Here is a 24,920-nt window from a genome sequence, read left to right as displayed (position 1 = left end):
CGCTTGGTTTGGGCCGACCATACACCGTCCATCACCGACGCCATCGCGCACGAGAGGCAGCTCCAACGCTAGCGGCGTGCGTGGAAGGTCGCTCTGATCGAACGCGGCAATCCCGCGTGGCGGGACTTGTTCGACACGCTGGCTTGGGCCGGGAAGCGGGACCCCGGGTCAAGCCCGGGGTGACGGAAGGTCGGGTAGCACGCATGTCCGCAAGTGGGCGGAAGCGGAATAGCGCTGTCCTACAGCAGCGGCGGTGAGGGCAGCGGCGACGCCGCATTGCCCTGACCTTTGCCAAACCTTCCGCGAGTCCTCGCCTACTGAACTGAGGACAATCTCTCTACGCCGGGCTTGCCACCGCGCCCCTGCACCCGCCAAAAGGCGCGCGCGGAGGAGAGCCAAGATGTCAGAGCAGGAAATCTACCCGGTCCCGACTCAATGGGCGGAACACGCCCGCTTCGACGCGGCCGGCTATGACATGCTCTACGGCCGCAGCCTCGCCGATCCCGGCAGCTTCTGGCTCGAACAGGCGCGCCGGCTCGACTGGATCAAGCGCCCCGAAATCGCCGGCGACTGGTCGTTCGACGAGGTCGATTTCCACATCAACTGGTTCGCCGACGGCAAGCTCAACGTCGCCGCCAACTGTCTCGACCGCCATCTCGCCAAGCGTGGCGATCAGGTCGCGCTGATCTGGGAGCCCGACGAACCCAGTGAGGAACCGCGCCGCTTCACCTATCGCGAACTCCATGCCGAGGTCTGCCGCTTCGCCAATGTGCTGAAAGCGCAGGGCGCGAAGAAGGGCGACCGCGTCACGATCTACATGCCGATGATCCCTGAGGCGGCGTTCGCGATCCTCGCCTGTGCGCGCATCGGTGCTATCCATTCGGTGGTGTTCGGCGGCTTCTCGCCCGAGGCGCTGGCCGGGCGCATCACCGATTGCGATTCCACGATCCTGGTCACCGCCGACGAGGGCCGCCGCGGCGGCAAGCGCATCCCGCTCAAGGCCAATGCCGATGCCGCTGCGGCGCGCGCGCCGGCGCTCGAGACGATGATCGTCGTGCAGGCGACCGGCGGCGCGGTGACGATGCAGGACGGGCGCGATATCTGGTATCACGATGCGGTCGCCGAGGTTCCCGCCGCCTGCCCGGCCGAGCCGATGGGCGCGGAAGATCCGTTGTTCATCCTCTATACCTCGGGCTCGACCGGCAGCCCGAAGGGCGTGCTGCACACCAGCGGCGGCTATCTGCTATGGGTCAGCCTGACGCACGAGCTGGCGTTCGATTACCGCCCCGGCGACGTCTGGTGGTGCGCCGCCGATCTCGGCTGGGTCACCGGCCATTCCTATATCCTGTACGGCCCGCTCGCCAACGGCGCGACGACGCTGATGTACGAAGGTCTGCCGACCTGGCCCGATGCCAGCCGCATCTGGCAGGTCGTGGACCGCCACCAGGTCCAAACGCTGTACACCGCGCCGACGGCGCTGCGCGCGCTGATGAAGGATGGCGACAGCTTCGTCCACGCCACCGATCGCTCGTCGCTGAAGCTGCTCGGCACGGTCGGCGAGCCGATCAATCCCGAGGCATGGCGCTGGTATCACGACGTGGTCGGCGGCGGGCGCTGCCCGATCATCGACACCTGGTGGCAGACCGAGACGGGCGGCGCGCTGATCGCGCCGCTGCCGGGCGCCACCGATCTCAAACCCGGCAGCGCGACCACGCCGATGCCCGGCGTGGATCCGCAACTGGTCGATGCCGAGGGGCAGGTGCTGACCGGCGCGACCTCGGGCAATCTCGTCATCGCGCGCAGCTGGCCGGGCCAGATGCGCACGGTGTGGGGCGATCATGCGCGCTTCTTCCAGACCTATTTCAGCACCTACAAGGGCAAGTATTTCACCGGCGACGGGGCGCGGCGCGACGCGGACGGCTATTGGTGGATCACCGGCCGGGTCGACGACGTGATCAACGTGTCCGGGCATCGCATGGGCACGGCGGAGGTCGAATCCGCACTCGTGCTCCATCCCAAGGTGGCGGAAGCGGCGGTGGTCGGCATGCCGCACGACATCAAGGGCCAGGGCATTTACGCCTATGTCACGCTCAATTCGGGCGAGGCGGCGAGCGACGATCTGCGCGCCGATCTGATCAAATGGGTCCGCACCGAGATCGGCCCGATCGCCGCGCCCGACAAGCTGCAATTCGCCCCCGGCCTGCCCAAGACGCGCTCGGGCAAGATCATGCGCCGCATCCTGCGCAAGATCGCCGAGGGCGACGTCTCCAGCCTGGGCGATACCAGCACGCTGGCCGATCCGGCGGTGGTCGACGATCTGGTCGCCAACCGCGTGACCTGATATTCGGCGCGCAATCCTGCTATAGCGCCAGTCGACCGCAACCGGGGAGGGTCCGTCATGTCGAACATGTATGCAGGATTGCGCCGCGCCTTCGGCACCGATCAAGACGGCGCGAAGCGGTGCGCCGATCGCCTGCTGAAGATCCGCGCGCGGCTACAGCCGCTGCGCGATCGCAAGTCCGATTCGTCTTTGCTGCTCGCCACCTGGAACATCCGCGACTTCGATTCGAACAAGTTCGGCTTCGGCCCGCGCCGCACCGAGAGCTTCTATTACATCGCCGAGATGATCGCTGCGTTCGATCTCGTCGCGGTGCAGGAAGTGAACGAGGATATGGATGCGCTGGAACGCGTGATGGCCATCCTCGGCCGCGAATGGACCTATATCGCCACCGACATCACCGAAGGATCGGGCGGCAATGGCGAGCGCATGGTGTTCGTCTACAATACCGAGAAGGTGTTCTTCCGTAAGGTCGCCGGCGAGATAGTGCTGCCGCAGGGGCAGCTGATCGTCGCCGAAAAGAACGTTAAGGCGCCGGCCAGTATGGCGCCCGACACTGCCGTGCCGGTGACCAAGCAGGAACAGCATCTGCAATTCGCGCGCAGCCCGTTCCTCGTCGCGTTTCAATCCGGCTGGTTCCAGTTCAGCCTGTGCACCGCGCACCTCTATTACGGCGCCGCGTCGGGCCCGGCGCTCGATCAGCGCATCGCCGAGATCGAGGCGCTGGTGACGTTCTTCGCCGAACGCCAGGACCAGGCGAGCAAACGCGCCACGGCGCAGAACCGCCCGGTCGAGAATTACATCATCCTCGGCGATTTCAATGTCGTCAGCCCCGAACACAAGACGATGCAGGCGCTGAAATCGAACGGCTTCGTCGTGCCGCCGGAGATAGACGGCAAGAAGGTGCGCAAGCTCGGGCAGCATTTCTACGATCAGATCGCGGTGCGCGTGAAGGATGCGCGCTTCAAGGTGCTGGGTGGCGGCATGGTCGACATTTTCGAAGACGTGTTCACCGATGCCGATCTGCCGCTCTATGCCGATGCACTGCCCAAGAAGGATCCCGAGAAGGGCGCCAAGTCGAAGGCCAAGACGCCCGAGGCGCTCTACAGGAAATGGCGCACCTGGCAGATGTCCGATCATCATCCGTTGTGGATCGAGATCGCCACCGATTTCAGCGACCAGTATCTCGGCGCGATCGCCAGCGGCGCGGCGGACGTGGTAAAACCGCCCCGGTAGCGATGCCGGCGCGCTTTTGGCGATTGCCCGTGCCCTGCCCCACCGCTACATCACGGCAATACACTTGAGAGGTAGCCCATGCGTATTTCCACCGCCGTCCGACTATCCACCGCGATCCTCGCGCTCGCCGCCGCCGCGCCGGTCCTGTCGCAGGACAAGGCCGGCCCCGCCTACGGCACGTTCGGCATCGATCTGACCGCGCAAAAGGCCGACGTAAAGCCGGGCGACGATTTCTGGACGTTCGCCAATGGCGGCTGGGATGCGCGCACGCAGATCGCCGCGGACCGCACCTCGGCGGGCAACAGCGTGCTGCTGGTCGATCAGGCGGAACTGCAGGTGAAGCAGATCCTCGCCGATGCCGCGGCCAACCCCGCCGCGACCGGTGCCGGCTCCAAACAGCTCGGCGATCTCTATGCCGGCTTCCTCGACGAACAGGGCATCGAGCAGCGCGGCGCGGCGCCGCTCAAGCCCTATTTCGCCACGATCGACGCGGCGAACGACAAGGGCAAATTGCAGAAATTGTTCGCCACGGTGGGCTATGCCAGCCCGGTCGAGGTCGGCCAGCTGCCCGATCCGTCGGATCCGGCCAAGTACACCGTCGCCGTCAGCCAGGGCAGCCTGGGCATGGGCGGGCGCGATTATTACCTGCTCCCGGGCGCAAAATACGACGCCTATCGCACTGCGTACCGCGCCTATGTCACCCAGGTGCTGACGCTGGCCGGAATGGCCGATGCCGCGGCCAAGGCCGACCGGATCATCGCGCTCGAAACCGCCATGGCCAAGGTGCAATGGTCGCCCGAGCAGCAGCGCAACCTGATGGCCATGCTGGTGCCGATGGACGCCGCCAAGCGCCAGGCGCTGGCGCCGCAGTTCGACTGGCCGTTGCTGCTCCAGACCGCGGGCTATGGCGACTATCCGATCGTCATCATGACCACCTCGACCGCGCTGACCGAGCTCGGCAAGATCTACGCCACCACGCCGGTCTCGACCTGGCAGGACTGGATGAAGTTCCGCTTCGCGGTCGCCGCCGCGCCGGTGCTGCCCAAGGCGTTCGACGACGCGACCTTCGCCTTTTACGGCAAGACGCTGAACGACCAGCCGGCGCAGCGCGCACGCTGGAAGCGCGGCATCGCTTTGGTCAACGGCACGATGGGCGAAGCGGTCGGCGAGATCTACGTCAAGCGCCACTATCCGCCGGAGAGCGACGCTAAGATGGCCGAGCTGATCGCCAATCTGCGCGCCGCCTACAAGCAGCGCATCGAGGCGAACAGCTGGATGGACGACAAGACCAAGGCGCAGGCTTTGGCCAAGCTCGCCGCATTCGATCCGCGCATCGGCCATCCGGTCAAATATATCGACTATTCGAGCCTCAAGATCGTCCGCGACGATCCCGTCGGCAATGCGATGCGCGCCGGCGAATTCCAGCACCAGCTGGATCTGTCGCGGCTCAAGAAGCCGGTCGATCGCACGCTGTGGGACATGACGCCGCAGACGGTGAATGCCTATTACAATCCGCTCGCCAACCAGATCACCTTCCCCGCCGCGATCCTGCAGCCGCCTTATTTCGATCCCAAGGCGGATGCGGCGGTCAATTACGGCGCGATCGGCGCGATCATCGGCCACGAAATGGGCCATGGCTTCGACGATCAGGGCAGCCAGTTCGGCGCCACCGGCAAGTTCGAGAATTGGTGGACGCCTGAAGCGCGCAAGACGTTCAGCGAGCGCACCGCGGCTTTGGCCAAGCAGTATGACGCCTACGAGCCGATCCCCGGCACCAAGATCAACGGCAAGCTGACGCTGGGCGAGAATATCGGCGATCTCGGCGGGGTCGAGACGGCCTATGCCGCGTACCAGCAATATCAGGCGGTGCACGGTAAGGCGCCGGTGATCGGCGGGCTGACCGGCGACCAGCGCTTCTTCCTGGCCTATGCGCAGGCGTGGCAGGCCAAGCTGCGCGAAGGCGCGGCGCGCGCCCGGCTGCTTACCGATCCGCATTCGCCGCCCTTCTTCCGCGTCAACGGCATCGTGCGCAATGTCGACGCCTGGTACACCGCGTTCAACGTCAAGCCGGGCGATAAGCTGTATCTGGCGCCGAGCGAGCGCGTACATATCTGGTAGCGCCTTTACCCAACACCACCCCGGCGAACGCCGGGGCCCAGTAGTGGAGCATGCATGGGCGGATGCCGCGCGCGGTTACCTCCGCCATCGCGACTGGGCCCTGGCGTACGCCGGGGTGGTGTTACTTCAGGCGCTCGTCAGCCAGCCCGTTCACCGCAACACGGCGCTGGCATCAACCAGATGCACGTCGTGCATCTGGTTGAGATACGCCTCGTAATAGCCCTTGTGCGAGGCACCGACGATGGTGAGCATGCGCGTCCCCGGATAGCGCCCGAGCACGTCGCGCATGTTCGCCACCATGCGCAAATTGCGCGTCTCCCAATAGCCGACATAATTCCGCCCGAAGCCCCGCCCCGACGGCTCGGCCAGCGCGGCGCCGAAATCCGAGCGATAGACAAGCGCCGGCGCGTCTGCGGCGTTCATCGCGCGGTATAGCGCCAGCACCCCGCCGGGCTGGAAGAAGCCCTTGCCCAGCCGCTCGTCCGCCACCCGCCGAGCCTGCGACGAGGGATTGTCCCAGGCGCCGCGGATCGCATTCTCGGCAGCCTTGCGCACCGCCGGATCGGGGCTCTCGGGCGTATCGGCGGAATGATCGTCGACGCTCCACAGCCGCTCCAGCCCGAGCCGCGCGGCGAGCGGGGCGGCGATCAGGTACGTCTCGTTGCGCTGCGTCATCGTCTTGTCCAGCTTGGCGCGCAGCTCGTCGGTCAGGCCATCGCCGGCGCGGCGCTCGGCCGGGGCCAGCCGCAACCATTGCACCAGCGCCGAGCCGCGCTCGCCCGCGGCCAGGAACACCGCTGCGAGATGCCGCCGCGCGCCCGGCGACGGCGCTGCGGGCCAGGCGGCGAGCAGCCGTTCGGCCTCGGCATTGGCGGCGGGCACGTCGAGCCCTACGGCGCGCCCGGCCGCGGTCGGATCGCCGCAATACGTGTCCACCGACTCGGCATAGCGCGACGGATAACGGCGCAGGCTGTCGCATTGCAGCCCGGACAGATCCTCGGTGGCGATCGCGCCCGGCCGCCACGCCGCGAGCCGGTCGAGCAGCGGCGCCAAGTGCGCCAGCGACGGCGTTTCCGGCAGATTGGACAGATGCGTGGTGCCGAGCACCAGCACCTCGTTGCGCACGCCCGCCGGCGGCCCCTTCAATGTCTCCGGGCGGAACGACGGGCGATAGTCGCGCGGTGGCGCATTGGCGGTGAGGAACAGGCCGATCGCGGTGGCGAGCGACAGGCGGAGCGCGGCGCGGCTTGGATAAGTCATGAAGGCGAGACTATCGCTAGTGTGTTGGCATTGCAATACACTGGCGATAGTCGCGTGAGGCGCCGATCAGGCTGCGCGAAGGCCCAGCCATCGGCCTGCCGGCGAGCGCCGCAATACGAACCGCTCGGCCAGCAGCACGATCACGAGGCTGATACTGAAGAACGGCATCAGCACCCCAAGCGCCACGACCGCGCCGATCAGCACCACGCTGAAACGCGGGCGCGACAGCGGGATCGGCGCGCCCAACAGCCCGACCGGTCGTCGCCGCCACCACAGCACGCTGCCCGACACTGCCAGCAGCACCAGCAGCGCAGCGGTGAGCGTGCTCAGCAGCTGGTTGGCGAGCCCGAACAGCGCGCCCTCATGCGCCGCGATGCCATAGCCGACCGCGCGATCGATCCAGTGCCGCTGGTCGAAATCGCGCCGCGTCAGCACCGCGCCGGTCGAACCGTCGACGGTCAGTTGCGTGCGCCGCGGTCGGTCTGCCGCGTCCGAGGTCGCCGTCCAGCCGCGCGCTGCTTCGGCGGGCGGCGCGATCAGCACCGGCGGGGCGATCCCGAGCGGCGCGACCGTCGCGATCACCCGGTCGAGGTCGCCCGGCCGCGCCGCCACATGCGCCATCGCCATCCCGCCATGCTCGGCATGATCGCCGAGCATGGCGCGCGCCGCCGCCGGCGGCCGGCCGGTGGGCCAGTCGACCGGCCCGTCGGCGGTGCCGGTGATCTGGCGCACTTCCTTGAAATAGCCGCCCCAGGCCTTGGCCCAGGGCAGCCCGGTGAGGATCAGCCCGAGCGCCAGCAGCGACACCCAGATGCCCGACACGGCATGCAGATCGCGCCAGAACAGCCGCCGCCCGCCGCGCAGCCGCGGATAGACCACGCCCGCCAGCCCGCGGCGCCCGCGCGGCCACCACAGATACAGGCCGGTGAGGATCATCACCACCGCCCAGCAGGCGGCGAGCTCGACCAGATAGGAGCCGGGATCGCCGATCAGCAGGTCGCCGTGCAGGTGGAAGATCACCCGCATCAGCTGCGCTTCCACCGGCACCGTCTTCAGCACCGTAGCGCCGGCAGGATCGACATAGACCAGCGTCTCGCTACCCCCCGTGCCGACGATCACCCGCGCTGCCCGGCCCGGCGCCTCCGGCAGCTGATATTTGTGCAGCCGGGCGCCGGGCACCGCGGCGAGCGCCGCGGCGACCTGCGCATCGGCGCTGACCGCGGGTGCTGCCGCCAGCGTGTCATACGGGCGATCGAGCCACACCTCGATCTGCGGTTTCCAGGTATACAGCGCGCCCGTGGTGGCGAGCCACAGGACGAACGGCACGCACAGCATCGCGGCGTAGAAATGCCAGCGCCACACCGCATTGTACCAGCGCGTGCCGGGGGCCTTGACGCTCATAGCTTGACCCCCGCTTCGACCAGGAAGGTGCGCTGCGGATAGGGATGGAACACCCAGGCGCGATCGTTAGTGAGATTGCTGACCCCCGCCGACAGCCGCAGGTTCTGCGCCACGTCCACATTGGCCTTCACGTCCAGCGCGAACAGTTCGGAGGTATAGCCATAGGCGTCGCCGCGCTGCAGCCCGTCGAGATCGGTATTTGGCCGGCTGGCATAGCGCACCCCGACCACGCCCTGCAGCGCGGGCAGCAGCCGCCAGCGCAGATTGCCGTTCAACCGCCAGCGCGGAATGCGCGGGAATTGCACGCCTTCCGAGGCGCGGTCGCCGGCATTGCGTACCGTGACGGCATCGAGCCACGCGGCATTGGCATCCACGTCCAGCCCGTCGAGCGGCCAGTCCTTCGCCTCGGCGATCAGCTCCGCGCCATATTGCCGCGTGACATTGATATTCTTGAACGACGAACTCGACACGCCGGCCGCATTGAAGCCGGTATAACTGAAGATCGCGTCGCGGATGCGCTGGTAGAACAGGCTGCCGGTCATCGTCACCGGACCCAGACGCTTGCGCAGCACCAGATTGGCATCGCGGCTCTTCTCCGCCTTGAGATTGGGATCGAAGCTGTTGACGTTGAACGTGCCATCGCCGTTGAGCGAGCCCTGGAACAGCTCACCCACGGTGGGGAAGCGTGTCGCCAGCGCCAGGCTCAGCTCGGCCGCCCAGCCATCGCCGAGCGTGCGCTTCACCGCCAGCTTGGGGCTGAGCGCGCTGTCGCTGCGCGCCGCATAACGTTGCGTCACCAGTTGACCGGCGGCGGCGCCGGTGGTGGCGCGCGCGGTCAACCCACCGTCGAAGCCGCGCCACCAATCGGCGCGCAGCCCGATCGTCAGCAGCGTGGACGCGCCGAGGCCGATCGCATCCTCGGCGAACACGCCGATCGTGCGCGTGCGGCCGAAGGTGCGCGTGCGCAGGGTGCGGCCGGTGGCGGCGCGCCAGTTGAGCGTGTCGAACACGCTCTGATCGGTTTCGTAGAGACTGGTGTTGGTGCCGATCGCCAGTTCGTGCGCGCCGACCATCCGGGTGGCGAGCAGATCGCCGGTATACCAGCCGGTCGGCCCCTGTTCGGTCAACTGCCCCGCGCCGTGGGCAATGCCCGCGGCATGGCCGTTGGACTGGCGCGAGCGCTGCCGATCGAAGCGCAATGTCGACAGGTTGAGCCGCGTATCGAAGCCGAGCAGCGGCGCTTCCAGCTTGAGCCCGGCGAGCCATTCGTCCTTCTGCGCGATGCCCAGCCGATAACTGGTCGCCGCATTGAGCAGATAAGTATGCCCGCCGAAACTCGCCCGGCCGCTGGCGTCGCCGTAGAACGGATTGCCCGCCGCATCGCGCAGATAGGTTTGCGGCTCGAGCGTCTCCTCGCGGTTCCACCAATAGGTGAACAGCGCCTCGGCATGGACATCGCCCGAATCGAAGCGCAGCTGCCCGCGCGCCTGATCCTGCCGCGTGGCCACCGACGCATAATCGCCGATCACCACCGCCGTCTTGCCGCCGATCGGGATCAGCGCCGGATCGGCATAGCCGCCGGTCACCGCCGGGCCGGCCGACGGGTTGCCATACAAACCGGCGCTATAGCCGAGCTGATAGAATTGCTGCGGCTGGCTGTCGTTGCGCAGCCGCCGCAGCGAGGCGCGGAAGCCGAACGGGCTGTTATCAGGCTTGAGCGCGAAGCCGGCCTCTGCGGCATAGCCCTGAAAATCCTGCCGCGTGCCATATTGGCGGTATGGCTGGACGAACGCCTGCACCGTGCCGAACGCCTCGGTCCTGTCGGGCGGGCGCGTGGATATGTTGACGATCCCGCCCATCGAATTGCCCGGATAGCGCGCCGAATAGGGGCCATAGACGATATCGAACTGGCGCACCTCGGTGGGGCTGACGATGCCCCAGGCGGGCGGGAAGGCGAACGAATTGCCGAGGAAGTTCGACACCACGAAGCCGTCGACCATCACCAGCGAGCGCGCGCTCTGCGTGCTGTGCGTGCCGCGGAAGCCGGGCACGGCATTGTTGTCGCCGATATAGCGCGTACGCACGAAGAAATCGGGCGCGTATTTGATCAGGTCTTCGGTGTTGACCGCGTTGACGCCGGCGAACTGTTCCTCGCCCAGGCTGACGGCCAGGCCGCGTGGGGCGATCTCGATCGGGGCGTCGCGCTGCCCCACGACGAGGATGTCGTCGCCCTCGGCGGATTGCGCAAACGCGGGCGCCGCCGCGACGAGCGCGGACAGGCCAACGGCGCGCCGAAGCGCGCTGGTATATTTTGACATAGAGGATCCTTGGCTGAAGCGTGGCGCACGGCGGCGCCGGGACGGTTCAGACGAGGACGGGCGGCCCGGTGGCGGGCGGTGGCGGCGCAGCCAGTCCGCGGCCGATCGCCGGGGTCAGCCGGGCGACCGGCGCGGCGGCGGGCGCGATCGACGGTACGGAGAACAGATCGAGCAACGGCGCGGCCAGCGCGACCGATACGCCCGCGCCGGCGCAGGGGTGATCGCCGGCCGGATCGGGATGCCGCTCGGTATCGTGATCACCCTGATGCGCAGCACTCGCACCCATGCCGGGCATGTCCATGGCGGCGGGCATCTCCGCACCGGGCAAGGTCATCATGCCCATGCCCGAGCAGGGCGCCAGCACGATGCCGTCGGCGCTCGCCATCGGCATCCAGCCCGCCGGCACCGCGGCGCGCGCGAGCAGCACGCACAGCAGCGCCGTCACCAGCAGCGAGTGCTGCAGTCTTGGCCAGAGATTGGCGGGGAGAAGGCGCCAGCGCATGAGCTGCGCTGTGGCGGAGCCGGGCAATCAGAGCAAGGGCCGCCGCACCACGTGCAGCGGCCCGATAATCTTTGTCGGCCGGTGAATCAGCCCGCTTGCGACAGGAAGCCGGTCAGCTCGGTCTTGGTCAGGGACTTGCTCTTGTCCCTGTCGGCGCTGGCAAACGCCTGCCCGATCCACGTCTTGGTGGCGGCGCTTTCCGCCTTGGTCGCGGGGTCGCTCGCCGTCTTCAGCGCGACCATCCAGGCACCGAATTCGGCGCTGCTGAGCTTGCCGTTGCCGTCCTTGTCATAGCTCGGGAATTCAGTGTTCACGACCGCGGCGACCTGCGCCTCCTTGGTCGCCGGCGCGGCGGCCGCGGCGGTCTCGACCGGCGACTGAGCCGCGCTCGCCGGATCGGCGACCGGCGCGGCCTGCGCAATCGCCGGCTGGCTCGGCGGCAGTTCCGTCCTGGTCATCGCGTTCGGCGCGGCCGGTGCCGCCGGTTGTGCGGGCGCACCCGACGTCGTCGACGCGGGCGCCGCAGGCATCGTCTGGCTCTGCGCCAGTACCGGGGCCGAGATCATCATCGCACCGGCAAGAAGAAGATATTTCGTCATCATTTCTCTCCGTATATCGAATATGGCGGAGCTTCGGCGGTGCTCGGGCACCAGCCGGACAAGCCCATCAGACCAACCGTTTCGCACACGAATAGTTCACCCCGCCGGGATTTGGCGGCTCGGCCCGTCCCTGCTAACGCCCGCCCCATCCCGACTCTGCTCATCCCGCGCGGCGAACCGCGTACAGCTACGAAGGCAAGCTTATGGTCCCCCGCTATTCCCGCCCCGACATGACCGCGATCTGGACGCCGGAAAACCGCTTCCGCATCTGGTTCGAGATCGAGGCGCACGCCACCGATGCGCTCGCCGATCTCGGCGTCGTGCCAAAGGAGGCCGCTGCGGCGCTCTGGGCGTGGTGGAACACAAATCCCACGATCGACGTCGCCGCGATCGACGCGATCGAGGCGGTGACCAAGCATGACGTAATCGCCTTTCTCACCTGGGTGGCGGACAATGTCGGCGATCAGGCGCGCTTCATGCACCAGGGCATGACCAGCTCGGACGTGCTCGATACCGCGCTCGCGGTGCAGCTGGCGCAGGCCAGCGACCTGCTGATCGCCGATATCGATGCGCTGCTCGTAGTGCTCGAGCGCCGCGCGCGCGAACACAAGATGACCCCGACGATCGGGCGCAGCCACGGCATCCATGCCGAGCCGGTCACCTTCGGTCTGAAGATGGCGCAGGCGCATGCCGAATTCGCCCGCAACCGCGCCCGTCTCGTCGCCGCGCGTGCGGACGTTGCGACCTGCGCGATCTCGGGCGCGGTCGGCACGTTCGCCAATATCGATCCAATGGTCGAGGCGCATGTCGCCGAGAAACTGGGGCTCGGCGTCGAACCGGTCTCGACCCAGGTCATCCCGCGCGATCGCCACGCGATGTTCTTCGCCACCCTGGGCGTGATCGCCAGCTCGATCGAGCGGCTCGCCACCGAAGTGCGCCACCTGCAGCGTACCGAAGTGCTCGAGGCGGAGGAATATTTCTCGCCCGGGCAGAAGGGCTCGTCGGCCATGCCGCACAAGCGCAATCCGGTGCTGACCGAAAATCTCACCGGCCTCGCCCGCATGGTGCGCGGCTATGTCACCCCGGCACTGGAGAACGTCGCCTTGTGGCACGAGCGCGACATCAGCCATTCCTCGGTCGAGCGCTATATCGGCCCCGACGCCACGATCACGCTCGATTTCGCGCTGCAGCGGCTGACCGGCGTGATGGACAAGCTCGTCGTGTACCCTGCGCGGATGGAGAAGAATCTCAACAAGATGGGCGGCCTGGTCCATTCGCAGCGCGTGCTGCTCGCGCTCACCCAGGCCGGCGTCAGCCGCGAGGATTCGTATCGCCTGGTCCAGCGCAACGCGATGCAGGTGTGGGAATCGGACGGCGAACTCTCGCTGTTGGAACTGCTCAAGGCCGATCCGGAAGTCACCGCCGCGCTGTCGCCGGCGGAGATCGAGTCCAAGTTCGATCTCGGCTACCATCTCAAGCACGTCGACACGATCTTCGCGCGCGTGTTCGGCAGCTAAAGATCCTCCCCGGCACGGGGGGTGGCGCGCGCAGCGCGACGGAGGGGGCGGGCCGGCAACGCAACGACCGCGGTGTCGGCCCGCCATCCCGCCCGCTCGGCTGGAAGCAACCAATCGGTCCCCGCCCCGCCCCGCTGAACACACGATTGCAGAATCTGCATCTGCGACGACTTGTTACAAAATTGCGACAGCACGCAACAATCTATAGATAGGCCGGTGCCGGCATTTCCCGGCACGGAGACCTCACCATGCGTAGTTTTGAAGCCGTCGTCAGCGTTGTGCTGGCGCTTGCGGCCCAGACGCTGGTGGTCGGGGCGATTTTCGCCGCCTGATCCATCGGCCAAGCCCGCCCCCTGCGAATGGGGGCGGACAAGGCCGGCGGGATCACGAAATTCTCTTCTGTTGAACGCGCTCGTGCGCCGTCATCGCACCAGCCGCCACCCCGGCGAACGCCGGGGGTAGCGGTGACAGTAACGCGAACGCAGCCGCCCCGTTACCCCAGTGCGCTCTTCACCTTGTGGAAGAAGCCCGTGGTCTGCGGGTTGCAGTCGCCATTCTCGGTCGCGCGGAACTGTTCGAGCAGTTCCTTCTGCCTGGCCGACAATTTGGTCGGTGTCTCGACCTCGATCCGCACCACCAGATCGCCGCGCCCGCGGCCCTGCAGCACCGGCATGCCGGCACCGCGCTGGCGCAGCTCGCGGCCGCTCTGCGTCCCGGCCGGGATCTTGATCGTGTGCAGTTCGCCATCGGCGCCGGGAATGCTGATCTCGCCGCCGAGCGACGCGGTGGTGAAGCTGATCGGCGCGCGCGCGAACAGCGTCGTGCCCTCGCGCTCGAAGATCGAATGCCGCGCGACGTGCAGGAAGATGTACAGATCCCCCGGCGGTGCCCCGCGCGCACCGGCCTCGCCCTCGCCGGTCAGGCGCACGCGCGTGCCCTCGTCCACGCCGGGCGGAATGTTCACCGTCAGCGTCTTGGTCTTTTCGACACGCCCCTCGCCGCGGCAGGTGCGGCACGGATCGGCGATCACCTCGCCCTGGCCGTGGCAGGTCGGGCAGGTACGCTCGACCACGAAGAAGCCCTGCTGCGCGCGCACCTTGCCGTGCCCGGCGCAGGTCGCGCAGGATTTGACGCTGGTGCCCGGCGTCGCGCCGCTGCCGTCGCACGTGTCGCACACCGCCGACACGTCGACCGTCACGTCGGTCGATTTGCCGCGGAACGCGTCCTCCAGCGTGATCTCCATGTCGTAGCGCAGATCCGCGCCACGCCGTGGGCCGCGCTGGGCGCCGCGCTGCCCGCCCATGAATTCGCCGAAGATATTCTCGAAAATGTCGCTGAAGCCGCCAAAATCCTGCGCGCCGCCACCGCCGCCGCCATTGCGGAACGCCTCGTGCCCGAACCGGTCATAGGCCGCGCGCTTCTGCGGATCCTTGAGGCATTCATAGGCCTCGCTGATCGCCTTGAACTTGCCTTCGCTGTCCTTGCAGCCGGCATTCTTGTCGGGATGGAATTTCATCGCCAGCTTGCGATACGACGATTTGATCGTCGCATCATCGGCGGTCCGCTCGACTTCGAGCAGTTCGTAAAAATCGACTTCGGTGGTCATTCTTGGCCCCCGCCCGCCCCGTCACTCCAGCGGATCGCGGAGTGACGGGGGGCACGCATGTGCTGACTTACGCTTTGTTGCTGTCGTCGACTTCCGAGAATTCGGCGTCGACCACGTCTTCCTTCGGCGCTTCCGCATCGTCCGCGGCAGGGGACGCCTGCTCCTGCGCCTGCTTCTCGTAGATCGCCTGGCCGAGCTTCATCGCCACCTGGCCGAGCGCTTCCGACTTGGTCTTCATGTCCTCCGGATCGCCACCCTCGACCGCGGTCTTGGTCGCGGCGATCGCGGTCTCGATCTCGCCCTTCAGGCCGGCATCGATCTTGTCGCCATGCTCGGCGAGCTGGCGCTCGGTCGAATGGACCAGGCTCTCGGCATTATTCTTGGCCTCGGCCGCGGCACGACGCTTCTTGTCGTCCTCGGCGAACTGCTCGGCGTCGCGGACCATCTGGTCGATGTCCTTCTCGCTGAGGCCGCCCGATGCCTGGATGCGGATCTGCTGCTCCTTGCCAGTGCCCTTGTCCTTGGCCGAGACGTTGACCAGGCCGTTGGCGTCGATGTCGAACGTGACCTCGATCTGCGGCACGCCGCGCGGCGCCGGCGGAATGCCGACCAGGTCGAACTGGCCGAGCATCTTGTTGTCCGCGGCCATTTCGCGCTCGCCCTGGAACACGCGGATGGTGACCGCGCCCTGGTTGTCGTCCGCAGTCGAATAGGTCTGCGACTTCTTGGTCGGGATCGTCGTGTTGCGATCGATCATGCGGGTGAACACGCCACCCAGCGTCTCGATGCCGAGCGACAGCGGGGTCACGTCGAGCAGCAGCACGTCCTTGACGTCGCCCTGCAGCACGCCGGCCTGGATCGCCGCGCCCATCGCCACGACCTCATCCGGGTTGACGCCCGAATGCGGCTCCTTGCCGAAGAAGTCCTTCACCACCTGGCGCACCTTGGGCATGCGCGTCATGCCGCCGACCAGCACGACCTCGTTGATCGCATCGGCCTTCAGCCCGGCATCCTTGAGCGCCTTGCGGCACGGCTCGAGCGTGCGCTGGATCAGGTCCTCGACCATCCGCTCCAGATCGGCGCGCGTGATCGTCTTGACGAGATGCTTCGGCCCGTTCTGGTCGGCGGTGATGAACGGCAGGTTCACCTCCGTCGTCGCGGCCGAGCTGAGCTCGATCTTGGCCTTTTCGGCGCCTTCCTTGAGGCGCTGCAGCGCGAGCTTGTCCTTGGTCAGGTCGATGCCTTCGGCCTTCTTGAAGTCGTCGGCCAGGAAACGCAGGATCTTGTCGTCGAAATCCTCGCCGCCCAGGAACGTGTCGCCGTTGGTCGCCTTCACTTCGAACACGCCGTCGCCGATCTCGAGGATCGAGATGTCGAACGTGCCGCCGCCCAAGTCATAGACCGCGATCGTCTTGTTGGTGTCCTTGTCGAGGCCGTAGGCCAGCGCCGCCGCGGTCGGCTCATTGATGATGCGCAGCACTTCGAGGCCGGCGATCTGCCCGGCATCCTTGGTCGCCTGGCGCTGCGCGTCGTTGAAATAGGCCGGCACGGTGATCACCGCCTGCGTCACGGTCTCGCCGAGATACGCCTCGGCGGTTTCCTTCATCTTCTGCAGCGTGAACGCGCTGATCTGCGACGGGCTGTAATCCTTGCCGCCGGCCTCGACCCAGGCATCGCCATTCTGGCCCTTGACGATCTTGTACGGGACCAGCTCCGTGTCCTTCTTGGTCACGGGATCGTCGAACCGGCGGCCGATCAGGCGCTTCACCGCAAAGATCGTGTTTTCCGGATTGGTCACCGCCTGGCGCTTGGCCGGCTGGCCGACCAGCCGCTCGCCGTCCTTGGCGAAGGCAACGATCGACGGCGTCGTGCGCGCGCCTTCCACATTCTCGATCACCTTGGGCTTGCCGCCCTCCATCACCGAAACGCAGGAATTGGTCGTGCCGAGATCGATACCGATTACTTTAGCCATGGTCCTGTCAGGTCCCCGTCTTTGATAAAAAAGCCCATTGGCCGCGGAACCAATTTTCATCGGCACCGCGGCACTCACTGAAGGCGATATAGGGGGGCTTTCGCTTGCCGCAAGATTTGCCCGTGCCTAGAGTCGCTTGTTCCATCCCGAAGCGGGAGAATCCCACCTTGCGTCTTGTTATGTCCGTGCTTCTTCCCATGCTCGCGCTGCCCGGCCTGATGTTGGGCGCGTGCAGCCCCCCGCCCGCGCTCGATGCCGATCACGGCTATGTCCGGCTGGCCGCGGTGAAGGGCAATCCGGCCGCGGCCTATTTCACGCTGCATGGCGGGCAATCCGACGCGACGTTGATCAGCGTCGGCAGCACCGTCGCGATCCGTGCGGAAATGCACGAAAGCATGAAGAGCGGGTCGATGGCGAGCATGAAGCCGATCGGTTCGGTCGCCGTGCCGGCCGGCGCGACGATCGAATTCGCCCCCGGCGGCCGCCACGTCATGCTGTTCGACATGAATCCGGGGATCAAGCGCGGCTCGATCGTGCCGCTGGTGTTCCAGTTCGGCAACGGCGTGCGCTTCGAACGCAAGGCCATCGCCATCGCCGCCGGCGACGCGCCGCCGAAGGAATGAGGGGCGTTTCCCTCACTCCCGTCAGCCTGACGACTGCGTGAGAGTAGCCTCGCAACACCATGACCACCCGCTCGCTCACCCCAGCCGAAACCAGCCTCGCGCGTTCCGTGTTCGGCGGCGCGATCGATTATGCCCCGGTGCGCATTGTCCAGAAGAAATGGGCCTTCTTCCAGCCGCGCGACACCGTCATGGCGCCGCGCGGGAACATCCACTTCCACCCGCAGGGCACGCTCTATCGCGACGATTTCGCTTCGGCGCCGCTTACCGACCAGGGCCTGTTCATCCACGAAATGACGCATATCTGGCAGCACCAGCGCGGCATCGTGCTGCCGCTCAAGCGCCATCCCTTCTGCCGCTACGATTATGCCATCCGCCCCGGCCTCCCGCTCAACCGCTACGGCATCGAGCAGCAGGCCGAGATTGTCCGCCATGCCTTCCTGCTGCGCTGCGGCTGCCCCGTCAGCGGCGCGCCATCGCTCGAGCGGTACGAGAGCATCCTGCCGTTCGGCACGCGCGCGTAGCGCGTCCTCTGCCGCCCAGCAGCCATGTCGCGCGCCACCGTTCCCATTGCCCGGCAAAGCGCCTAGGACGGTATCAGAAGATACCAAATTCGCGGGAACCAGCTGATGCCTCTCCACGATCTCCACCAATACGGCCTGTCCGCCGAGCGCGGGTACCTGTCGCAGCATGAAATCGACGCGATCGCGCTGCCCGAGATGTTCGACGAGATCGAGGATGCCGCAGCGATGCTGCCAGCGCTGATCTCCACCGGCCGGCTGCGCCACTGGTTGCATGCGCTGCCGATCCCCGACGTTCCGGCCTTTCTCGAAACTGCCAGCGAGGAGCAGATCAACGTCGCGATGGTGCGCTATTCCTTCCTCGTCCAGGCCTATGTGTGGGGCGAGTCGGCGGCGCCCGCCGCATTGCCCGCCAACCTTGCCATTCCCTATGTCGCCCTGTGCGACGCGATGGGGCTGGAGCCGGTGATGAACTATGCCGCCTATGTGCTCGACAATTGGTTCCTGATCGACAAGTCCGGCCCGATCGCGCTCGGCAATATCGCGATGGACCAGCATTTCGCCGGCGGGCAGGACGAATCGTGGTTCGTCCTCGTCCATGTCGCGATCGAGGCCGAGGCCGGGCGCGCGCTGGCGCTCGGTGTCGATCTGGTCCGCGCCGCCGATGCCGGTGACGCCGCCGCCGTCGAGACGATGCTGATCGAGATGAACCAGGTGTGGGACCGCATCAACGCGATCTTCGATCGCATGATCGAGCGGTGCGACCCGTACGTCTATTTCAACCGCGTGCGCCCGTACATCAACGGCTGGAAGAACAATCCCGCGCTGCCCGACGGCCTGATCTACGAGGGCGTCGCAAAGTTCGGCGGCAAGCCGCGCGCGCTGCGCGGCCAGACCGGCTCGCAAAGCTCGATCGTGCCGGCGATGGATGCGCTCTACCAGGTCGAGCATACCAATGACGAACTGCGTGAATTTCTCGCTGAGCTGCACCACTATCGCCCGCTCAAGCACCGCGCCTTCATCGAGGACATGCAGGCCGCCAGCCACCTGCGCGAGTTCGCCCGCGGTCAGCATTCGTCATTGAAGGATGCGTTCAACGCCTGTGTCGAGCAGGTCGCCCGCTTCCGCACGCGCCACCTCGAATATGCCGCCAGCTATATCAACAAGCAGGCGAGCACCGAGGCCGGCAACGATCCCGATGTCGGCACCGGCGGCACGCCGTTCATGAAATATCTCAAGAAGCACCGCGACGAGAACAGGGCGCAGACGATCTGAACCGTCGCCCCGGCCTGCGCCGGGGCGTCGAGGATCACAGCGCAGCCAGGTCGATCTCGGCGAAGCGGTCGACCACCTTATACGCCGCCGGCATCGGATATTTCAGCCCGGTCGCGCAGTTGAACAGCACGCTGCTTTCCTCCTCGTCGATCCAGCCGAGCCGCAGCGCCTCGCGATACGCCGCCAGCGTCGCCCCGCCTTCGGGGCAGAGCAGCAGCCCGTCCTGCTTGGCCGCATCGTCGACCGCCTTCAGGATCGCGGGATCGCCCACCGCCATCGCCTTGCCGCCGCTCGCGCGCACCGCGCGCAGGATCAGGAAATCGCCCACCGCCTTCGGCACGCGGATCCCCGCCGCGACGGTCGCGGCATCCTCCCAGCGCTCGGCATGGTCGAGCCCCGCCTCATAGGCGCGCACGATCGGCGCGCAGCCGGCGGCCTGCACCGCGAACATCCGCGGACGCTCCGCCCCGATCCAGCCGAGCGCCTCCAGCTCGTCGAACGCCTTCCACATGCCGATCAGGCCGGTGCCGCCGCCGGTCGGGTAGAAGATGTTCTGCGGCAGGCGCCAGTTGAACTGCGCCGCCAGTTCCAGCCCCATCGTCTTCTTGCCCTCGATCCGATACGGCTCTTTCAGCGTCGAGAAATCGAACCACAGCCCCTGCGCCGCGCCCTTGGCGACGATCGCCCCGCAATCGTCGATCAGCCCGTTGACGCGGTACACCCGCGCGCCCTGCAGCGCGATCTCGCGCACGTTGATCTCGGGCGTGTCGTCCGGGCAGAACACGATCGTCTCGATCCCGCAGCGCGTGGCATAAGCGGCAAGCGCCGCGCCGGCATTGCCGTTGGTCGGCATCGCGATCCTAGTCACGCCCAGCGCCTTGGCCATCGCCACCGCCATGACCAGCCCGCGCGCCTTGAAGCTGCCGGTCGGCAAGCGCCCCTCGTCCTTGACCAGCACATTGGGCCCGCCGGACTTGGTCAACGGGATCAGCGGCGTCTCGATCTCGCCCAGGCTGACGATGTCGGCGGTCCGCCGCACCGGCAGCAATTCGCGCCAGCGCCACAGATCGGTCTCGCGCGCCTCGAGCATCGCCTTGGGCAGGAACGCCCTGATCGACGCCAGATCGTAGCGCACCAGCAACGGCCGCCCGGCGCGCGACAGGCCGTGCAGTTGGTCGGCCTCGTAGCGCTCGCCGGTCAGCGAACATTCGAGATGCGTGACGAAGCTCGGCCGATCGACCGTGATGTTGGCGTTGAGCACGGACGTATTTACCAACGCGCGCCCGTTTCCCCTAGCGCCTTCAATAGCGCGCGCTTGCTTTCGGTGCGGCGATTGCCCGCATTGCGCGGCACATCGATGTCGCCGACCGCTGCCTTGCGCCGCGCCATGTCAGCCGCGAAATCCTCAAACGCGATCGGTTTCGATGTCTTCGATGCGATAGCCACCAGCGGTTTCCTCGATAACGCGATCTGCCAGATACGCCCGATCCACGTCGCTGTGAAGAACGAGCATGGCTCGCGCCTGTTTCCGCATTTCGGGTGCCGTGCCCGATGCGAATTGGCCCATGCGGTCGGCGATCATGTCCTCGACGGAAATGATCCGAACCATGCCGTCCGCGCCAAAATCCAGCGTAACCACGCGATCGCGATCCGCCAGCCCGTCAAGCAATACCGTCGACACGACCTCGAACGATAATTGTAACTCGGCGTGAATCCAGCCGCGGGTGGACATGCCCGGCCCGGACGGTTTGACGAAACCCAGCTCGCGCAGGGCCGCTTCGAACCGTTCCTGGCGCGCGGTAACAACGTCCAGATCGCCTGTGGCAACGGCGCTCGCGGTGAATATTTCAACCGCAGCGCCGCCGACCAGGATCGGCGCCTCGAACCCTTGGGCAACCATGATCGCGCTGGCCCGCGCAAAGGTACGGAGAGCGGCTTCGAACTCAGGCCGATATGTCGCCGTCATCGCCGCTCCCCGATAGAATCAATCCGCCTTCTTGGCCACGCCAACCAGCGCCGGGCGCAACAGCCGGTCCTTGATCATGTACCCCGCCTGCATTTCCTGCACGACCGTGCCCGGCTTCTCGTCGCTCGGCAGTTCGAACATCGCCTGGTGGCGGTTGGGGTCGAGCGCCTCGCCCATCACCGTCATCTTGGTGATGCCGTGGCGCTGGAACACCGATTCGAGCTCGCGGCCGGTCGCTTCCAGCCCGGCGACCAGGCCCTTCATCTTCTCGTCGCCGCGCAGCTCGGCCGGAATCGCTTCCAGCCCGCGGGCGAGATTGTCGGCCACCGACAGCAGGTCGCGCGCAAACGCGGTCGCGGCATAGGCACGCGCATCAGCCGCTTCCTTCTCGGCCCGGCGGCGCACGTTCTGCTGCTCGGCATGCGCATAGAGCAGTGCCGATTTCGCCTCGGCGAGCTGCGTCTCGAGCGCGCCGACCCGGTCGTGCTCGGCCAGTTCGGGGGCCGCTTCGGCAGTCTCTTCGCGCAGGTCGATGGCGTCGGCGGTCTTGTCGGTATCGTCGGTCATGTCGTTCCTGAAATCCCAAAATTGGTCAGCCGCGGCCCATCAGTCTGGCGAGCGTCGCGGCAGTGAAATCCACCATGGGCACGACGCGCGCATAGTTCAACCGCGTCGGGCCGATCACCCCCACCACGCCGACCACGCGGCCGTCCCTTCCGCGAAACGGTTTGGCGATCACCGACGAGCCGGACAGCGAGAACAATTTGTTCTCGGCGCCGATGAAGATGCGTGTCGAATCCCCCGCGCTGGCGCTGTCGAGCAGCGTCGCGATCTCCTGCTTGCCCTCGAGATCGTCGAGCAGGTCGGTGATCCGCTCGAGCTGTGCGGCATCCGCCGCGTCGATCAGCCGCCCCTGCCCGCGCACGATCAGCACCGGGCGGCGATCGCCGTCCTCGCTCCACACCGCCAGCCCGCGCTCGATCAGCACGCGCGACACCGCGTCGAGCAAGGCGCGCTCCTCGCCGATCTCGCGCTCGATCTTGGCGCGTGCCTCGCCCAGCGTCAGGCCGGACAGCATCGCCGTCATGTAATTGCCCGCCTGCACCAGGGCCGAGGGATCGACCCCGCCGGGCAGGTCGATCACGCGATTCTCCACCGCGCCCTCTTCGCTGACCAGCACGGCCAGTGCCTTGTCGTGCGACAGCGGCACGAAGCTCATCTGCCGCAATACCAGTTCGCGCTTCGGCACCATCACCAGCCCGGCGCAGGCGGACAGGCCGGAAAGCGCGGCGGTGGTCGCGGCCAGCGCGGCTTCCACCGGCCCCGGCTGGCTCACCCGCGATTCGATCGCCGACCGCTCCTCGGCGCTCGGCTCCAGCGCCTGCATCATTCCGTCGACGAACAGCCTGAGGCCGGATTCGGTCGGCAGCCGCCCGGCGCTGGTATGCGGCGAGGCGATCAGCCCCAGTTCCTCCAGATCCTGCATCACGTTGCGGATCGAGGCCGGCGACAGGTTGAGCCCCGATCTGAGCGCAATGGTCCGCGATCCCGTCGCCGCGCCGGTATCGAGATAGCTTTCCACCACCACGCGAAACACGTCGCGGGCGCGGTCGTTGAGGTCGCTGATCGGCGGCGCGGTCATGCCGCTCATATGGTGCGCCACCGCCCGCTGCTCAACGCTCTTTCACCGTTTGCCGATCAGATCGGCGATCGGCAGGGCGTCGGGCGCGGACCGTAGGGCATCGGCCATCGCGCGGTGCTTCTCGCGATCGCAGCCGTAATTGTACGTCAGGTGCGCGCGGCCGCCGGCATCCGTCCAGGTCACGTCGGCGCCGGGCAGATCGGTGGCATAGCTCGCGCACTTCTCCTGCCCGTCCAGCACCAGCTCCCCCGCCGGGCGATACGGCTGCAGCCGCCGGAAGAATTCGGCGGTCTGCGCGGGCGTGGCGGTGAAGCGCCGCTCGCCCGTCACCGCGCTATGCTCGGCACCGGTGAACACGCCCTGCCCGTTGCGATCGATCTGCACCGTATAGACCGGGCAGAAACCGTGGCACGGCAGCGTGCGATAGGTCAGCTGCCCGCCCGCCGCGACGGATCCGGCGGGCGAAGACGGCGTCGTCGCGCACCCCGCCAGCAGCAGTGCCGCCGCGGCGGTCGTCATTCCCGGAAGGCGCATTGTCATTTTCCTTGTTGTCTTGGACACTGGCGTGTTCGTCGGCACCCGTCTAGGTGCCTGCGCGACCAGAATTGCCTGACCGAACCTTGAGGAGAGTTGAATGCGACCATCCGGCCGCGCCCCCGATCAGATGCGCAGCATCACGATCGAACCGCGCTTCACCAAACATGCCGAGGGCTCGGTCCTGATCGGTTTCGGCGATACCAAGGTGCTGGTCACCGCCTCGGTCGAGGAAAAGGTCCCGCCGTTCATGCGCGGGCGCGGCGAAGGCTGGGTCACGGCGGAATATGGCATGCTGCCGCGCGCCACCAACACGCGCAACAATCGCGAGGCGGCCAAGGGCAAGCAATCCGGCCGCACGCAGGAAATCCAGCGCCTGATCGGCCGATCCTTGCGCGCCGTGACCGACATGAAGCTGCTCGGCGAGCGCCAGATCGTGCTCGATTGCGATGTGATCCAGGCCGATGGCGGCACGCGCACCGCCTCGATCTCCGGCGCCTGGGTGGCGCTGCGCCTCGCCATCGACGGCCTGCTGGAAAGCGGCAAGCTCAGCGCCGATCCGCTGACGCAGAAGGTCGCCGCGATCAGCTGCGGCATCTATCAGGGCACGCCGGTGCTCGATCTCGATTATGACGAAGATTCCACCGCCGACGCCGATGCCAATTTCGTATTGCTCGAAAACGGCAATATCGCCGAGGCACAGGCCACCGCCGAAGGCGCGACCTATGATGAGGAAGCTTTGCTGCGTCTGCTGCGTTTGGCCCGTATCGGCTGCGCGGACATCTTCGCGGCACAGGCAAAGGCAGTGGCAAAATGAGTGGTGAAGGTGACCAGCCCCAGGCAATCCGCAAGCTGAAGCCCGGCACGCTGGTCATCGCCAGCCATAACGAGGGCAAGGTGCGCGAAATCCGCGCCTTGCTCGGCCCGTACGGGATCGAGCCGATCTCCGCCGCCGAGCTCGATCTGCCCGAGCCCGAGGAAACCGGCACGACGTTCGTCGCCAATGCCGAGCTGAAGGCGCTGTACGCCGCCGATTTGTCGGGCTTCCCTGCCTTGGCCGACGATAGCGGCCTGTGCGTCGATGCGCTGAACGGCGATCCCGGCATCTTTTCGGCGCGCTGGGGCGGACCGGAGAAGAATTTCGTGCTGGCGATGGAGTCGGTCGAATCCAATCTCGCCGAACAGGGCCCGGACGTCAGCCGCGCCGCGCATTTCGTCTGTGCGTTGGCGCTGGCCTGGCCCGACGGGCATGTCGAATGGTTCGAAGGCCGGGTCGATGGCACGCTGGTCTGGCCACCGCGCGGCGAGAATGGCTTCGGCTACGACGCGATGTTCGTGCGCGATGGCGACACGCAGACGTTTGGCGAGATCGACCCGGATGCCAAGCACGCGATCAGCCACCGCGCCGATGCGTTCCAGCAATTGGTCGCGGCGGTCCTGTAAACTAACGGGCGCGCCGGCGCCCAGGGCTTGAAATGTTGGATTTCACCTGAAA

At 66.8% G+C, this 24,920-nt stretch carries 21 protein-coding genes; 9 read left to right on the top strand and 12 right to left on the bottom strand.

Annotated elements, in window-relative coordinates; genetic code table 11:
- Positions 1 to 400: 400 nt before the first annotated feature.
- The 3 genes from acs (at position 401) to NV401_RS17130 (ending at position 5,692) form a co-directional block, all read left to right on the top strand.
- Positions 401 to 2,341: an acetate--CoA ligase gene (gene acs, locus NV401_RS17140; RefSeq protein WP_261295670.1), complete on the top strand. Its 1,941-nt coding sequence runs from the start codon at positions 401 to 403 to the stop codon at positions 2,339 to 2,341.
- Positions 2,342 to 2,398: 57 nt separating this feature from the next.
- Positions 2,399 to 3,574, top strand: a complete 1,176-nt coding sequence (locus tag NV401_RS17135) for an endonuclease/exonuclease/phosphatase family protein (RefSeq protein WP_261295669.1) — start codon at positions 2,399 to 2,401, stop codon at positions 3,572 to 3,574.
- A 78-nt stretch (positions 3,575 to 3,652) separates the two neighbouring features.
- Positions 3,653 to 5,692, top strand: a complete 2,040-nt coding sequence (locus NV401_RS17130) for a M13 family metallopeptidase (protein ID WP_261295668.1) — start codon at positions 3,653 to 3,655, stop codon at positions 5,690 to 5,692.
- 150 nt (positions 5,693 to 5,842) lie between these two features.
- On the opposite strand, the gene NV401_RS17125 is transcribed toward NV401_RS17130, so the two are convergent.
- From NV401_RS17125 to NV401_RS17105, 5 genes are all read right to left on the bottom strand, one after another.
- Positions 5,843 to 6,952 carry a DUF5694 domain-containing protein gene (locus NV401_RS17125; RefSeq protein WP_261295667.1) on the bottom strand — a complete coding sequence of 370 codons (1,110 nt, stop codon included), beginning with the start codon at positions 6,950 to 6,952 and terminating at the stop codon, positions 5,843 to 5,845.
- A 66-nt stretch (positions 6,953 to 7,018) separates the two neighbouring features.
- Positions 7,019 to 8,353, bottom strand: a complete 1,335-nt coding sequence (locus tag NV401_RS17120; protein ID WP_261295666.1) for a PepSY-associated TM helix domain-containing protein — start codon at positions 8,351 to 8,353, stop codon at positions 7,019 to 7,021.
- The gene (locus NV401_RS17115; RefSeq protein ID WP_261295665.1) at positions 8,350 to 10,671 is read right to left on the bottom strand and encodes a TonB-dependent receptor; all 2,322 of its coding nucleotides are present in this window, start codon (positions 10,669 to 10,671) and stop codon (positions 8,350 to 8,352) included. The genes NV401_RS17120 and NV401_RS17115 overlap by 4 nt, the downstream gene beginning before the upstream one ends.
- Positions 10,672 to 10,717: 46 nt before the next feature.
- A complete protein-coding gene (locus NV401_RS17110) occupies positions 10,718 to 11,173 on the bottom strand; it encodes a hypothetical protein (protein ID WP_261295664.1) in 456 nt (151 codons plus the stop codon).
- Between the two features lie 86 nt (positions 11,174 to 11,259).
- A complete protein-coding gene (locus NV401_RS17105; protein WP_261295663.1) occupies positions 11,260 to 11,772 on the bottom strand; it encodes an EF-hand domain-containing protein in 513 nt (170 codons plus the stop codon).
- 203 nt (positions 11,773 to 11,975) lie between these two features.
- Here NV401_RS17105 and purB point away from each other — a divergent pair, with 203 nt between their 5' ends.
- The gene (purB, locus tag NV401_RS17100; RefSeq protein ID WP_261295662.1) at positions 11,976 to 13,289 is read left to right on the top strand and encodes an adenylosuccinate lyase; all 1,314 of its coding nucleotides are present in this window, start codon (positions 11,976 to 11,978) and stop codon (positions 13,287 to 13,289) included.
- A gap of 493 nt (positions 13,290 to 13,782) precedes the next feature.
- On the opposite strand, the gene dnaJ is transcribed toward purB, so the two are convergent.
- Positions 13,783 to 14,895 carry a molecular chaperone DnaJ gene (gene dnaJ / locus NV401_RS17095; RefSeq protein ID WP_261295661.1) on the bottom strand — a complete coding sequence of 371 codons (1,113 nt, stop codon included), beginning with the start codon at positions 14,893 to 14,895 and terminating at the stop codon, positions 13,783 to 13,785.
- A 67-nt stretch (positions 14,896 to 14,962) separates the two neighbouring features.
- On the bottom strand, positions 14,963 to 16,867 hold the full coding sequence (gene dnaK / locus NV401_RS17090) for a molecular chaperone DnaK (protein ID WP_261295660.1): 1,905 nt from the start codon (positions 16,865 to 16,867) through the stop codon (positions 14,963 to 14,965).
- Between the two features lie 179 nt (positions 16,868 to 17,046).
- Between dnaK and NV401_RS17085 the strand changes: the two genes are divergently transcribed.
- The 3 genes from NV401_RS17085 (at position 17,047) to NV401_RS17075 (ending at position 19,283) form a co-directional block, all read left to right on the top strand.
- Positions 17,047 to 17,490 carry a copper chaperone PCu(A)C gene (locus tag NV401_RS17085; RefSeq protein ID WP_261295659.1) on the top strand — a complete coding sequence of 148 codons (444 nt, stop codon included), beginning with the start codon at positions 17,047 to 17,049 and terminating at the stop codon, positions 17,488 to 17,490.
- A gap of 59 nt (positions 17,491 to 17,549) precedes the next feature.
- Positions 17,550 to 18,011 carry a vgr related protein gene (locus NV401_RS17080; protein ID WP_261295658.1) on the top strand — a complete coding sequence of 154 codons (462 nt, stop codon included), beginning with the start codon at positions 17,550 to 17,552 and terminating at the stop codon, positions 18,009 to 18,011.
- A 105-nt stretch (positions 18,012 to 18,116) separates the two neighbouring features.
- Complete coding sequence (locus NV401_RS17075; RefSeq protein ID WP_261295657.1) at positions 18,117 to 19,283, top strand: indoleamine 2,3-dioxygenase; 1,167 nt, start codon at positions 18,117 to 18,119, stop codon at positions 19,281 to 19,283.
- 34 nt (positions 19,284 to 19,317) lie between these two features.
- Here the strand turns inward: NV401_RS17075 and NV401_RS17070 are convergent, their stop codons facing one another.
- The 5 genes from NV401_RS17070 to NV401_RS17050 form a co-directional block, all read right to left on the bottom strand.
- Positions 19,318 to 20,529 (bottom strand): threonine synthase, encoded by a 1,212-nt coding sequence (locus tag NV401_RS17070; RefSeq protein WP_261295707.1) that lies wholly within the window; start codon positions 20,527 to 20,529, stop codon positions 19,318 to 19,320.
- Between the two features lie 159 nt (positions 20,530 to 20,688).
- Positions 20,689 to 21,249 (bottom strand): hypothetical protein, encoded by a 561-nt coding sequence (locus NV401_RS17065; protein ID WP_261295656.1) that lies wholly within the window; start codon positions 21,247 to 21,249, stop codon positions 20,689 to 20,691.
- A gap of 18 nt (positions 21,250 to 21,267) precedes the next feature.
- Positions 21,268 to 21,816 carry a nucleotide exchange factor GrpE gene (gene grpE, locus NV401_RS17060; RefSeq protein ID WP_261295655.1) on the bottom strand — a complete coding sequence of 183 codons (549 nt, stop codon included), beginning with the start codon at positions 21,814 to 21,816 and terminating at the stop codon, positions 21,268 to 21,270.
- A 25-nt stretch (positions 21,817 to 21,841) separates the two neighbouring features.
- Positions 21,842 to 22,891, bottom strand: coding sequence for a heat-inducible transcriptional repressor HrcA (hrcA, locus tag NV401_RS17055; RefSeq protein WP_261295654.1), 1,050 nt, complete (start codon positions 22,889 to 22,891; stop codon positions 21,842 to 21,844).
- A 42-nt stretch (positions 22,892 to 22,933) separates the two neighbouring features.
- Positions 22,934 to 23,425 (bottom strand): DUF6438 domain-containing protein, encoded by a 492-nt coding sequence (locus tag NV401_RS17050; RefSeq protein WP_261295653.1) that lies wholly within the window; start codon positions 23,423 to 23,425, stop codon positions 22,934 to 22,936.
- A gap of 100 nt (positions 23,426 to 23,525) precedes the next feature.
- Between NV401_RS17050 and rph the strand changes: the two genes are divergently transcribed.
- Both rph and rdgB read left to right on the top strand, forming a co-directional pair.
- Positions 23,526 to 24,242: a ribonuclease PH gene (gene rph, locus NV401_RS17045; protein ID WP_261295652.1), complete on the top strand. Its 717-nt coding sequence runs from the start codon at positions 23,526 to 23,528 to the stop codon at positions 24,240 to 24,242.
- Positions 24,239 to 24,868: an RdgB/HAM1 family non-canonical purine NTP pyrophosphatase gene (rdgB, locus tag NV401_RS17040; protein ID WP_261295651.1), complete on the top strand. Its 630-nt coding sequence runs from the start codon at positions 24,239 to 24,241 to the stop codon at positions 24,866 to 24,868. The genes rph and rdgB overlap by 4 nt, the downstream gene beginning before the upstream one ends.
- The last annotated feature ends 52 nt before the right edge of the window (positions 24,869 to 24,920 follow it).

The sequence above is a fragment of the Sphingomonas hylomeconis genome (genome assembly GCF_025370105.1).
Lineage (GTDB): Bacteria > Pseudomonadota > Alphaproteobacteria > Sphingomonadales > Sphingomonadaceae > Sphingomonas > Sphingomonas hylomeconis.
Note: the sequence above shows the minus strand (reverse complement) of the source record. Positions and strands in the feature narration are given on the sequence as shown.

What these genes read in the sequence shown, in the direction of transcription:
- acs (WP_261295670.1), top strand. Translation starts at nt 401, where the DNA reads ATGTCAGAGCAGGAAATCTACCCGGTCCCGACTCAATGGGCGGAACAC.
- NV401_RS17135 (WP_261295669.1), top strand. Translation starts at nt 2,399, where the DNA reads ATGTCGAACATGTATGCAGGATTGCGCCGCGCCTTCGGCACCGATCAA.
- NV401_RS17130 (WP_261295668.1), top strand. Translation starts at nt 3,653, where the DNA reads ATGCGTATTTCCACCGCCGTCCGACTATCCACCGCGATCCTCGCGCTC.
- NV401_RS17125 (WP_261295667.1), bottom strand. Translation starts at nt 6,952, where the DNA reads ATGACTTATCCAAGCCGCGCCGCGCTCCGCCTGTCGCTCGCCACCGCG.
- NV401_RS17120 (WP_261295666.1), bottom strand. Translation starts at nt 8,353, where the DNA reads ATGAGCGTCAAGGCCCCCGGCACGCGCTGGTACAATGCGGTGTGGCGC.
- NV401_RS17115 (WP_261295665.1), bottom strand. Translation starts at nt 10,671, where the DNA reads ATGTCAAAATATACCAGCGCGCTTCGGCGCGCCGTTGGCCTGTCCGCG.
- NV401_RS17110 (WP_261295664.1), bottom strand. Translation starts at nt 11,173, where the DNA reads ATGCGCTGGCGCCTTCTCCCCGCCAATCTCTGGCCAAGACTGCAGCAC.
- NV401_RS17105 (WP_261295663.1), bottom strand. Translation starts at nt 11,772, where the DNA reads ATGACGAAATATCTTCTTCTTGCCGGTGCGATGATGATCTCGGCCCCG.
- purB (WP_261295662.1), top strand. Translation starts at nt 11,976, where the DNA reads ATGGTCCCCCGCTATTCCCGCCCCGACATGACCGCGATCTGGACGCCG.
- dnaJ (WP_261295661.1), bottom strand. Translation starts at nt 14,895, where the DNA reads ATGACCACCGAAGTCGATTTTTACGAACTGCTCGAAGTCGAGCGGACC.
- dnaK (WP_261295660.1), bottom strand. Translation starts at nt 16,867, where the DNA reads ATGGCTAAAGTAATCGGTATCGATCTCGGCACGACCAATTCCTGCGTT.
- NV401_RS17085 (WP_261295659.1), top strand. Translation starts at nt 17,047, where the DNA reads ATGTCCGTGCTTCTTCCCATGCTCGCGCTGCCCGGCCTGATGTTGGGC.
- NV401_RS17080 (WP_261295658.1), top strand. Translation starts at nt 17,550, where the DNA reads ATGACCACCCGCTCGCTCACCCCAGCCGAAACCAGCCTCGCGCGTTCC.
- NV401_RS17075 (WP_261295657.1), top strand. Translation starts at nt 18,117, where the DNA reads ATGCCTCTCCACGATCTCCACCAATACGGCCTGTCCGCCGAGCGCGGG.
- NV401_RS17065 (WP_261295656.1), bottom strand. Translation starts at nt 21,249, where the DNA reads ATGACGGCGACATATCGGCCTGAGTTCGAAGCCGCTCTCCGTACCTTT.
- grpE (WP_261295655.1), bottom strand. Translation starts at nt 21,816, where the DNA reads ATGACCGACGATACCGACAAGACCGCCGACGCCATCGACCTGCGCGAA.
- hrcA (WP_261295654.1), bottom strand. Translation starts at nt 22,891, where the DNA reads ATGACCGCGCCGCCGATCAGCGACCTCAACGACCGCGCCCGCGACGTG.
- NV401_RS17050 (WP_261295653.1), bottom strand. Translation starts at nt 23,425, where the DNA reads ATGCGCCTTCCGGGAATGACGACCGCCGCGGCGGCACTGCTGCTGGCG.
- rph (WP_261295652.1), top strand. Translation starts at nt 23,526, where the DNA reads ATGCGACCATCCGGCCGCGCCCCCGATCAGATGCGCAGCATCACGATC.
- rdgB (WP_261295651.1), top strand. Translation starts at nt 24,239, where the DNA reads ATGAGTGGTGAAGGTGACCAGCCCCAGGCAATCCGCAAGCTGAAGCCC.